Origin of the sequence: Mesorhizobium sp. M0306 (assembly GCF_040321655.1) — a bacterium.
GTDB lineage: Bacteria > Pseudomonadota > Alphaproteobacteria > Rhizobiales > Rhizobiaceae > Mesorhizobium.
Window position 1 is genome coordinate 1 of record NZ_JAMYRY010000039.1, and the last position, 11,094, is coordinate 11,094.

Below are 11,094 nucleotides of genomic sequence, written 5' to 3' on the forward strand. Positions count from 1 at the left end.
CGTCTCGCCTATAAATAGCCCTGATCCGGTTTTTTGCGATGGCCTCTCCGCTGTGCTTAAAAATCCGTTTTGACTCCCCCCGCCGTCCCTGTCCCGTGGGGGCTGGGGCTCGACTTCATCACAGGGTTGATTCGTCCACTTCATGTTGGACGACCCGGACGCGCAGAAAAAAGCGCCTGCGGCGGGTCCTTTGTTAACCACCATGATGCGGGACCACAGCGACAGGGCGTGCCGGAGACGGTCAATCCGGCCGGCGATGTCGTCGCCGGCGGCGACGGTCTCATTCAGGATCAGCATCGACCAAAGAGCGAGGCCACTGCCGTTATGCTCGAGATCTGGGGACGGCGGCTTGGCGATCGCCGTCTACTCGGCGTTTCTCGAACTCACTGCATGCAAGACCGTGACGAAGCCCTTCACATTGCGGGTCGGGACATAGCTGGCTTCTTGGCGCGCTACCACCGCTAGAGATGCAGACTTCGCCCGACAGCTCCTGCTGGAGCGCGGCTTGGATCTGATGGCAGAATTCTTGCGGAGACGCGGACAAGTGGGGAGCACTCCAACCCTACACACGCGTCACTGGCTATCAGTGTTGACCGTATAATCTTCGGAATGGCAATGGCATATTTTACAAAGCACGACCGCAATCAAATTATATACCGCAGCTGGGAAGAGCCGGAACAGTCAAGCGCAAGGATGAGAATTTTGGTCCTCAAGCTTGATCATGTCGGCGACTTTTGGATGTCTCTAGGGCCCCTAAAGGACCTTCGTCAGCGTTTTGCGCATGCCCACATTACGCTGGTGGTGGGAAGCTGGAACATCGCTACTGCAAAACAGTTCGACCTCGCCGACGATCACATTGCTTTTGACTTTTTTCCTCGCAACCCAAAAGTCAAAACGCGCAAAAAAGCCGCCGACATAAGGCCGCTGCTGACCGGCGAGTTTGATCTTGCCATTGATATGCGTGTTCCGGAAGAAACAAGGCCCATCTTGCTTGAAGTCCCCGCCAGGCACCGTGCGGCGATAGTTGATCCGTACAGCATGCATCAGATCGATATTGCGATAGCGCCATTCAATCTGAAACTGCGCAGAACCATCCTCTACAAGCTGGTCCAAAAAATAGGGCTTGCTAACAAAATCCCTCGTAGATGGCTTGATTGGTTCATTGACCGCAAGCAGGTGCGTCTCCAGCATGTGTCAGAAATCCTCCTCTTTCTGGTCGCAAAGGCAGCTGCCTATTTCGAAAGCGGAGCGGGTCACCCACAGAATTCGACTACAGGCAATGCCCCGATTGTCGTGGCTCCGTTCTCCAATTCCAGCCTGCGAGATTGGCCGATTGAAAGTTTTGGCAAAGTTGTCGCTGCTCTTTCGACCCGTGGTGAGGTGGTCCTCGTTGCCCGTGGCGAATGCCTGGAAGCGCTTGAGGAGGTTGCGAAGATAGCTCGGGATCGTGGAGCCGCGAACATTCGGACGGCTGTCGACTTGTCGGAATTGGAATTCAATTATCTCGTGAATTCGGCCGCGCTCGTCGTTTCGAACAATTCAGGCACCGGGCATGTCGCTGCCCAGCTTGGCCGCCCTACTATCGGCATTTTCACGGCGTCACATCTACCGGAGATTTGGGGGTTTCGAGGTCCCCTGGTCAGCATGCTTATGAGTGTTATTGAATGTCGCGGGTGTGGTCTGGACCAAGTGCGGCATTGTCCGGTCAAAGTCCGATGCAAGTTCGACATCACGCCGGATCTCGTGATTGCCGAGGTAAACGCCTTGATGAATCATTGTAAGGGTACGGCACAAGCTTAGTGGCTCGCGGTCACCATAACCGCGATTGCCCGGATCTTGGTCGCTGATTCAATCGCTCCAAACATCTAAAGGCCGAAATTCAGAATTGAATCGACTTGGTCGAAGGACCGCAGTGGCGATGTCACCCCCTGGGCCGGGCGACCATTTCGTTTTCGTTCGCATGCCCGTCCATAGCGACAGCGCCACTAACAGCAGATGAACCACACAAAGTGAGGGAGACCCCAATTAAGTGCCAAGCGACAGCTGGCCCAAGGCGCCTGGCTGAAGGCGCATGAAAACCTCGTCATCACCGGGCAGACCGGCACCGGAAAGACTTGGCTGGCCTGCGCCTTCGGACGTCAGGCCGCCCGGCTCGAATGATTCCGTGCTCAACCTGCGCATGCCGCGTCTGTTCGAAGATCTCGCCCTGGCGCGTCGCGACGGCCGCTTTCCCCGTCTCATCGACAAGCTGGCTCGGGTGCAACTGCTCATCCTTGACGGCTGGGGCACCCACAGCCTGACCGACCAGCAGCGTCTCGATCTGCTGGAAATCTTCGAGGAACGCTATCGCCGGAAATCAACGCTGATCACCGCCCAACTGCCGATCGCCCAGTGGCACGCCATGATCGGCGAGCATGAGAAAGCAAAAAACACCGCCGCCCTTGACCGGCGCCGAAAACGGCGAAATCAATCGCAAATGACTTCAACCAGGCAACCGAGCGCCGACCCCATCCTGCTGTCCGCGAATTAGTGAAACTGCTGTCCCCGATTTAGCGGAACGACTGTCTCGTTTTTGCGAAATACGCACGTCCGACGCAGCTTGCGTTGACAGAGGCGGTTTTACGCGCAATAGCACTTCCGCTCGGCCTATTTTTGTGGAGTTCAATTGTGGTTCGGCCAAGGGCGCTGGGCGCCGGACCGGCCCCGTGTAAAGAGAGAGAGACCCTGCATGGAAGAATTCTTACCGCGCATCGCCACTGGTGCCGGCATCGGCCCGGCTCTCGCAGAGAAGGCCGTTGGGTTAATGCTGGGTTTCCTGCAAAGCCACGCGGCCGACGGTCCCGTTGCCCGCATGATCGAGGCCATTCCGGGAGCTTCGGAATTAGTAGCGAAGTATCATGGCGACGACCCAGAGGGTGGCGGCCTTATGGGGCTCGGCCAGCAATTGATGAGTGAGGGTCTCAGCATGGCAAAGATCGCCGGCCTCGCCAACGAGACGATCGCCTTCACCAAGGAACGTGTCGGCGACGAACTCGTGGACGAGGTCCTCAATTCAGTTCCTGGCCTTCCCCAGTTCGTCTAATCAGCGGCAGCCGGGGGCGCATGACCTCGTGCGCCCGTACCGGCCGTTCTGCGCAGTAGGCATTCTCCGCCGAGCTTTCCGTACCGATCTCGCCAGACCACCAACCGCCGGGCACGCGAAGCGAGCGTTGGAGTACTTCATTCGTCTATTCCAAAATCGACCTCAGGCGAATCGATGTGTATAATTTCTGGCGGTAAGGGTTTATCCTGAACGCTTTCGATGAAGCCCGCGAGATAAGCAAACGTATTGTATTTCTCGAGGACCAACCGCTTCGCCTCTCGTATTGCGCCGCGACGCTCCTTCCAGAGGTCCGAGTTGATGATTTCTTGAATTTTTTGGATTACGTTCTTGTCCTCTGGGTCAATCAGAACCATTGAGTCCGAAGGGAAGAACCTCGTGATTGCCGGGCTGCCGTAATAGATCGGCATTGTTTCAGCAACGAAGCAGTCCATAAGCTTCTCTGTAAAATAGTAATCAGCACGAGTATTCTCGAAAGCTATACTGTAACGGTAAGGTGCGAGTGCGTTCCATTTATCTCCAATCAGCCGAAAACCTCGGCCGAACAGGTCAAAATCGAGCTCCTCTCTCAGCCGTTCCAGAAACGCCAGCCGATATCGATGCCCTTTAAGCAGGGCGATGTTACTGGTAATCCATGAGAGCCGAAGCGGCTTGTCCACGACTTCGCTGACCAGAAGTTGGTCATATGTCTTGTTTACAGACCAAGACCGAGTGATAGGTGGAGCCAAAACGAATCGGCGCCCTGCATTCTGCCGAGCAGCCAGCTCTGCGTCAGACGTCAGGACGATAGTATTTTTCCCCTGCCCTTCATGAAATGCGCGATGAGCTTTCGTCGGCGGTTCGCCGATTGCAAAAATTGTCCTGTTTGGGCTCGCCTCGATATCAACAGGGAGCCCAAAAAGAGAAGCAGAGTTAAAGACGATATGCCAATCGGGCACGAAGGATGTCGTGCGTACAAAAGCGACATTGTTCCAGATTCCACTGCCCTTTGGAGTGAGATGGTGGATTGCATCATCCAAAACGCCCCAAGAATCCAGACATGTAGCAACAATGGGCGCCGGACGTTCCGTCAACAATTTGGCCAACAAAGCAGTTCCACCCCATTCACTTCCGTTGGACCGGGAGCAACTTGTGCATCGGGCGCAACACCTCTCTGCGCCTGAAATAGCTCGCGATCCTGATCGATATCAAACACACGATTCTGTGCGACTTCGCGCCATTCGACAACTCATCTCTAAGACCGCGGGAATCCCTTCACTCGTGAAGGTACTCAATCGCCATTCCGGATTGCGGTAACATTGGGCAGCATAAACCTGCCGGGACCCGCCGTCGAGGCAATTGTCGCTTTGCACTTAACCAGGTTCTTCCTCACTTTGTGTGGTGATCAGGCCGGTTGAGTGGCAGCATGCGTGCCCTAAGGAGTTCGGAGCCCGCTCTGCCGTACATCGCACGCTTGATCGTCTTCAGGCGGTTGATCTGCCCTTCCGCCTGGCCGTTGCTCCACCGTAATTCAATGGCATTGCGAACGGCGTCAACGTCACGGCGTAGGACCCGAGCGAAACGCGTGATGGCGACGAGCCCGGAGTTGACGGCATCCTCGATCCAAGTGTCGAGCTTGTCCAATTCACAGGCCCCGCAAATGCCGCGGAAGCGCATGGCAAGCCTGCGCATCGTGGCAAACTCATGTGATCCTTGCTTCAGGACGTCGACCTTTCTCGCCTGGTTGATCGTCAGCATACCCCGGGCCTTCATGCAGAGGGCCGCGGCGACTACCGGCGAGATCACATGGCCGGTCGCCGGATCCTGGATGGGGACAGCATCGCGGGCTGGTTGATGGCGTATGATCGAAGCAGGCGACGCACTGTCCTCGCCCGTCCTCTCGGCGCGGCGCCAGCTTGGGAGAAGCCGCTCCAGATTCGAGAAACTGCCCGTGTAGCCGCGCTGTTTGATATCGTGGAACAGGTGTCGTCCGCAGCGATTGCCGTCTCTCCAGGACTGGCTAAGAAACGCCTCGAAATATAAGGGTGACGTCGGCTCGACGCGGCCCTGCGTCGGTCGGGTGGCGTGTCGAAATTCAGCCATTTGGCGATGCTGCGCCGGCCGTAGCCGGTACGACGGGCGATCTCGGAACAGGACAGCCCTTTCCTTGCGCAAGGCGTGAACCATTTCGAACACCGTCTGCCGCGATCTGTCGATGAGCGTGGCGCACCCGGCGCCGATGCGTTGCGTCAACGTGCGGATCATCCTGCATCAGATCGACTTGCGCGCTCCCGATACCCTTATCGGGCAGCAATGCAGGCCCCGTGGCGCGGCCCGAAAGGCTCATCTGCTCCTCGATTGCGACCCGCAGATTCTACATGAGATGGAAACGATCAGCCACCTGGCGCGCTTGCGGTGCACCCTCGCGAACAGCTTGCGCATAGAGCCCGCATCGGTCTCGGCTCACGATCTCGACGGAAGGGTGCCGCTCTAGCCATTGCGACGCACTCGCCACGCTTCTGTCATCCAGGATGTCGACAACCGAATGGCGCTCCAGGTCCACGATCATCGTGCCGTAGCGCCATGATCGCCGCCAGCTCCAGTCATCGATGCCAACGACCCGAATGGTGGAGTTGCTGTGAGCGACCGCGGCATCTCGCTTCAGCTGCCACAGGATAGTGTCGTCGCAGACCGGCATGCCGAGCCGTCGCATCAAGCGCTCGCCGGGACGGCCGCCGGTGCTATGGCCGAGCAGACCGACAATCTCCGCGACCCTCCAAGGGGAAGCAATCGTCGGCAGACGGTCGGTGAATGTTTGTCGTTCACATTTCTGATGGGCGCACCGCCAGCGGCTCAACCGAGGCTTCACCGTCACGGTCTTGCCCTGGACCGGCAGATTCTGAAGGCTGCGGTTGGACCAGCCATGCCGACTTCGGGTCCGTCGTCCGCAATCTGGGCAAAATGCCGAACGCCGGTCCGGCAGCGGAAACAAGCCAACTGTCATCATCAGTGAGCGCGACACCCCGTATTTTAGCCCCTGGGCCGGGGGACCATTTTGTTTTCGTTCGCATGCCCGCACATAGCGGCATCCCTCGCCAACGGCGAATGAACCACACAAAGTGAGGCAGAGCCCCATTAACTGCCAAGCGACACGATCCTTGGCTGCGTACCCGTCCTCGACGATTCCCTCGGAGCATCATTCCTGGCTAGTCCTTTTACCCGGCCATACGCGATCAGCCACTCACGGCCCGGACGAAATGCGCAAAGCTGGCCGCCGCACGTCACAATGCGCAGCGCCTTATTTGGACGATGCTGATATTTTTTCTTCAACGATTGGTCTCAATGCGAAAGGGCTAGGCCGATCGTTGCCTGGCCGAGCGCCAGACCGCCGTCGTTTGCGGGAATGCTTACGTGCGCCAGCCCCTCCAATCCTGCGACTGTGAGCTCGGCAAGTACGCCTTTGAGCAGCAGCCGATTCTGGAAAGCGCCACCGGACAGTGCGACCGTGCCGACGCCGTTTTCGTTAGTGAGTCCGATGGCCTTCCGCGAGATGATCTCTATCAGCGTCCTGTGGAAGCGCGCAGCAATCAGCCCGGTTTCGGCGCCCAAAGCCTGATCACAAAGAAGCGCTTCCCACAGACCTTTCCAGGAGATAACCGGTCCCTTCCGCGAGGTTGCTGGCCAAGCCTCGGCCGCATCCATGAACGGGCTGGCGAGCGCCTCCATCTCCATGCCGGCTTGCCCCTCGTAGCTCTGGCGCTCCAAACAGATGCCGAGGACTGCCGCGCAGGCATCGAAAAGCCGCCCCGCCGAGGAGGCAAGCGGAGCATTGACGCCCCTCTCGATCATCCGGTCCAGCACCCGAAGCGGCTTTTCGGCCAAGGCGGGGACGAAGGGCCGATCGGCAGGAAGCTTGGCCAGGAAATCCGGACCGAAAGCCGCCCGCAGATGCGCATAGGCATTGCGCCACGGCTCGAGGCTGGCCTTGTCGCCGCCGGGCATGGCGACCGGCTCGAAGTATGCCAGCCTCCGGAACCCTCGATAGCCGCCGAGCAGGAACTCGCCGCCCCAGATCGTGCCGTCATCGCCGTATCCGAGACCGTCGAGGATAATGCCCAGCACCGGCGGTGCGTCGATTGCGCGGCCGTGCTGGGCAAGGCACGAGGCGAGATGCGCGTGATGGTGCTGGACCTGCACAAACCTCGCCCCGGTCTCACGGGCAAGCTCCATGGCAAGCTGGGTCGAACGGTAGCCCGGATTCCGGTCGGCCACAATGAGGTCCGGCTTCGTGTCGAACAGGCTTCGATACAGCCCCAACGCCTGCCTCCACGCGTTCTGGTTCTTCAGCTCGTCGAGGTCGCCGAGATGCTGCGACAGCAGCGCGTTGCCGTCGCCCGCCAGGCAGAACGCGGCCTTTAGGTCGCCGCCCGCAGCCAGCGCCCTGACCGGGCCATCGAAGCCCGCCGGCAGCGCCAGCGGCTCCGGCGCGAAGCCGCGCGCGCGCCGCAACACCGAAATGCCGTGCCCGTCGAATCGCACCACGCTGTCGTCGAGCCGGTTGACAATCTCGCGGTCGTGCATCAGCCAGAAGTCGGCGATCCCGGCAAGCTCCTGCCGCGCCTCGTCATTGTCCGTGCATTGCGGCTCGCCCGAGCGATTGCCGGAGGTCATCACCACCGGACCGTCCAGCGCCCGCAGCAAGAGATGATGCAACGGCGTGTAGGGCAGCATGAAACCGAGCCGCTCGTGCTGCGGCGCCACGCCCGCCGCAACGCCGCAGCTGTCACGGCGCTTCACCAGCACGATCGGCGCCGCTCGGGCGGCAAGCGCCACGCGCTCCTCGCCCGACAGCTCCGCGAATTCGGCAAGCTGCTCCAAGTCGCGCGCCATCAGCGCGAACGGCTTACCGTCGCGCTTCTTGCGGGCGCGCAGCTGCGCCACCGCCGCTTCGTCCGTCGCGTCGCAGGCGAGGTGGAACCCGCCGATGCCCTTGATCGCGACGATCCGCCCTTCCCCGATCAGCGCCGCCGCCTCGCGGATCACCGCCTGCGGGCCGCCGCCGACCACGACGTGGTCTGGACCTTCCAACCAGACGCGCGGGCCGCAGGCCGGGCAGGCGATCGGCTGGGCGTGATAGCGGCGGTCGGCCGGATTTTCATACTCGGCCCGGCATTCCTCGCAGGTCGAAAATCGTGCCATAGCGGTCGAGCGGCGGTCATAGGGGATAGCCTTGACGATTGACAGACGCGGCCCGCAATGCGTGCAATTGGCGAACGGGTAGAAATAGCGCCGGTCCTTGGGGTCGAGCACTTCCGCAAGACATTCCAGGCAGCAGGCGGCATCGGGCACGATGCCGGTCTTCACCCGCCCGCCCGCGCTCGCCGCTATGGCGAAGCCGCCCGCCGGCCGCGGCCCCTCAAGCGTCGCCGTCTCGATCCCGTCGATCCGCGCCAACGGCGGGCATTGCGCCTTTAGCCTGTCCACGAAGGTCTCGAACTCGGCATCGCTGCACCACAGCGCGATCTCCACGCCTGCAGCATCGTTGCGGACGTGACCCGATAGCCCCATAGCGGTCGCGATGCGCCACACTGTCGGCCGGAAGCCGACGCCTTGCACCAGCCCCGTCACCCGGACCAGGCGTCCCTCCACTGCGGGCTCGGCGAGCGGCGGGCCCATCAGCGCACCGTGCACACTATGCACGGGTCCAACGACCGCACGATGTGCTGGACTGCAACCGGCTCGGTCTCGCCGAGCCGCACCGGCGCACCTTCGAGCGCCAGCTCCAGCGGGCCACGATTGCCGGCCCAGTCGCGTGGCGAAAAGTTCTGTAATGCGTAGAGCAGGTCGATCTGCGCGTGGTGGCGGCGACGAACCGCGATCTGGAGAAAGAGCTGCACCCCGTTCTTCAGCGTGAGCGTGAGGTTTTCCGGATGACAGAGCTTGGTGATGTACTGGTAGATGCCGGCCTCGTTGATGCCGTCGATGGTGTCATGCGCGTCGGTGTAGCCCGAGATGATCATGCGCACGATGTCCGGCCAGCGGGTGCGCGCCTGCTTCAGGAACTCGGTGCGGCAGGTGCCGGCTATGCGCTGGTCACACAGGATGATCTGGATCCATTCCATCTCCAGGATCGAGCTGGCGGCCTTGGTGTCGCTGGCTACGTGGACATCGAAATCCTCGCTCAGGACGCGCCGTTGCGCCTCCAGCGAGCGGATTTCGTCGTCGACGATCAATATGCCCGGCAGGTCGCTCACGATGCCTTTTTCCTTCCCTCCCGGCCGGCCTGCCAGGCGACGTCGCGGTGGCGGGCGATCGTCACTGGGGTGCGCGACTTCGGCACCTTGTGCACGAAATTATGCCGCGCGACGTGGTAGCTTGGGTCGAAGCCATAGAAATTGCGGCGCATCCGCGAAAGCTCCTCCTCGCGATAGGCGCAAAGCGGCTTGGCCGCCTCGTCGGCTGCGCGCCGGGCTTGTTTTTCGGCGAGCAACCCCGGAAACTCTTCGCTCCCGGCCAGCGCGGCAGCCGACGCCCTCACTTGCGCCGTGAACAGCTCGCTTGCCCCCGCGAACACCCGGTTGGCCAGATTCAGATTCAGCGCCTCCTTCGCGCCCATCGGCAGGCGCGCTGCCGCGATCCGGCGGGCATTCTCAGTCCCGCAGCAGCTCGGCAGGAGATAGGTCCAGAACTCCGAGCCGTAGAGATTGCCCATGTCCTTGTAATGCGGGTTGAGGATGACGCTCGAGCGCATCCAGAGCTGGTCGGTGCTGCGGGCGAGAAACACGCCGCCCGCTGCCGCATTTCCGGCAAGCGCTGCTACGGTGATGTGGCTTGTCGTGCGGATGATCGCATCGGCGAGGTCGTCGATGGCATTGATGTTGACCCAGGAATCGTCGGCCGCGCTGTCGGCCGCCTCGATCCGGTTGAGGTCGAGCCCGTTGGACCAGAACTGCGGCCCTCCGCACAGCACGATCGCCCTGGTCGGACGCTCCGTCGCTTTTGTATAAGCGTCCAAAAGTCTTCGACAGGCGTCCTTTCCCATTGCACCGTTATAGAAGGGGAAGTGCAGATAGCCGACCGCAGCTTCTTCTTCGTAGATGATGTCCTGATAACCGCCCGGTGAATTGAGCGGGATCTCCGGCAGGTCTGCAACTTCCTTCGCGAAGACCATGGTCGCCGGCAGCTTGAACGGGTGTGGCGAATTGGGATGCCGGACATGGCCGATCCACAACGCGCCGTCGACGGTGACGATGGCGATCGCCGGCCCGCTTCTGGCGGCGACCACTCGCGGCTCGGGGAGCGATATCTTGCCCCGTTCACCCCGCGCGAGAGGCAAGTCACCCCCTGGTTCACGTGCGTCTCGCGCGTCGAAAAGGAAGACCGTTTCGCCGAAAAGTTCGTCCCGCACGCCGGGCGCGCCGTCGGCTGCTGCGATATTCTTCAGCACCGTTTCGGTCGTGTCGGCAGCCCAATCGATCCGCCGGTCCGCCTGTTTGATCGCGTCCCGCCACCGGCCCAGCGGCGCTACAGATTGTTCTTCCAGGGCAATCGGCTTTTCGCCCTGCTCGAACCGCGCGATCGCTTCGAGCACCGCCGTCACCGCCGCGTCCGTCACCTCGTTGCTGTAGAGGCTCGATTTCGTCGCCTTTCGCATCGCGAAGGTGGCGCTCGCCCAGACCGGCCCCGCATCCATTTCGGCCGCCGCTTCCAGCACCGTGACACCCCACTGCGTCGCCCCGTCCACCATCGCCCAGTCCAGCGCGGAGGGGCCGCGGTCGCCGACGATGCCTGGGTGAACGATCATACAGCATCGATTTTCATAGACTTCTTTCGGGATTGCCCGCTTCAGAAAGGGGGCAATAACGAGGTCCGGCCGAAACAAATCTACCGCCTCCATGGTCCGCTCGTCGTTGACGTCCATCTCGACCGAGACCTCGTGTGCGTGCTCGCCAAGCGCCACGAAAATCCTCTGACTCAAGGCGTTGAAGGCGGTGACGAGAAGCAGAATGCGCATC

9 protein-coding genes and 1 pseudogene are annotated in these 11,094 nt (G+C 60.9%); 4 read left to right on the forward strand and 6 right to left on the reverse strand.

Annotated elements, in window-relative coordinates:
* A partial coding sequence (locus tag NKI95_RS30650) for a hypothetical protein (protein WP_352721560.1) occupies positions 1 to 297 on the reverse strand: 297 nt, incomplete at its 3' end.
* A 318-nt stretch (positions 298 to 615) separates the two neighbouring features.
* Between NKI95_RS30650 and NKI95_RS30655 the strand changes: the two genes are divergently transcribed.
* The 4 genes from NKI95_RS30655 (at position 616) to NKI95_RS30670 (ending at position 3,082) form a co-directional block, all read left to right on the forward strand.
* Positions 616 to 1,800: a glycosyltransferase family 9 protein gene (locus NKI95_RS30655; protein ID WP_352721561.1), complete on the forward strand. Its 1,185-nt coding sequence runs from the start codon at positions 616 to 618 to the stop codon at positions 1,798 to 1,800.
* Between the two features lie 285 nt (positions 1,801 to 2,085).
* A complete protein-coding gene (locus NKI95_RS30660; protein WP_352721600.1) occupies positions 2,086 to 2,160 on the forward strand; it encodes an ATP-binding protein in 75 nt (24 codons plus the stop codon).
* A gap of 4 nt (positions 2,161 to 2,164) precedes the next feature.
* Positions 2,165 to 2,530 (forward strand): ATP-binding protein, encoded by a 366-nt coding sequence (locus NKI95_RS30665; protein ID WP_352721562.1) that lies wholly within the window; start codon positions 2,165 to 2,167, stop codon positions 2,528 to 2,530.
* A gap of 198 nt (positions 2,531 to 2,728) precedes the next feature.
* Complete coding sequence (locus NKI95_RS30670; RefSeq protein WP_023679095.1) at positions 2,729 to 3,082, forward strand: hypothetical protein; 354 nt, start codon at positions 2,729 to 2,731, stop codon at positions 3,080 to 3,082.
* A 137-nt stretch (positions 3,083 to 3,219) separates the two neighbouring features.
* Here NKI95_RS30670 and NKI95_RS30675 read toward each other — a convergent pair whose 3' ends face one another.
* The 5 genes and pseudogenes from NKI95_RS30675 to NKI95_RS30700 all read right to left on the reverse strand — a co-directional run bounded on the left by NKI95_RS30675 (position 3,220) and on the right by NKI95_RS30700 (position 11,093).
* Positions 3,220 to 4,185 carry a glycosyltransferase family 10 domain-containing protein gene (locus tag NKI95_RS30675; RefSeq protein ID WP_198023618.1) on the reverse strand — a complete coding sequence of 322 codons (966 nt, stop codon included), beginning with the start codon at positions 4,183 to 4,185 and terminating at the stop codon, positions 3,220 to 3,222.
* Between the two features lie 283 nt (positions 4,186 to 4,468).
* A pseudogene (locus NKI95_RS30680) lies at positions 4,469 to 6,150 on the reverse strand (ISL3 family transposase).
* A gap of 268 nt (positions 6,151 to 6,418) precedes the next feature.
* Entirely contained in the window at positions 6,419 to 8,755 is a 2,337-nt protein-coding gene (gene hypF, locus NKI95_RS30685) for a carbamoyltransferase HypF (protein WP_352721564.1), read from the reverse strand.
* Positions 8,755 to 9,333 (reverse strand): response regulator, encoded by a 579-nt coding sequence (locus NKI95_RS34565; protein WP_023679098.1) that lies wholly within the window; start codon positions 9,331 to 9,333, stop codon positions 8,755 to 8,757. Before NKI95_RS34565 ends, hypF begins: the two co-directional genes overlap by 1 nt.
* Positions 9,330 to 11,093: an enoyl-CoA hydratase-related protein gene (locus tag NKI95_RS30700; protein WP_352721566.1), complete on the reverse strand. Its 1,764-nt coding sequence runs from the start codon at positions 11,091 to 11,093 to the stop codon at positions 9,330 to 9,332. The genes NKI95_RS34565 and NKI95_RS30700 overlap by 4 nt, the downstream gene beginning before the upstream one ends.
* Position 11,094: the final 1 nt, after the last annotated feature.

What these genes read in the sequence shown, in the direction of transcription:
- NKI95_RS30655 (WP_352721561.1), top strand. Translation starts at nt 616, where the DNA reads ATGGCATATTTTACAAAGCACGACCGCAATCAAATTATATACCGCAGC.
- NKI95_RS30670 (WP_023679095.1), top strand. Translation starts at nt 2,729, where the DNA reads ATGGAAGAATTCTTACCGCGCATCGCCACTGGTGCCGGCATCGGCCCG.
- hypF (WP_352721564.1), bottom strand. Translation starts at nt 8,755, where the DNA reads ATGGGCCCGCCGCTCGCCGAGCCCGCAGTGGAGGGACGCCTGGTCCGG.
- NKI95_RS30700 (WP_352721566.1), bottom strand. Translation starts at nt 11,093, where the DNA reads ATGCGCATTCTGCTTCTCGTCACCGCCTTCAACGCCTTGAGTCAGAGG.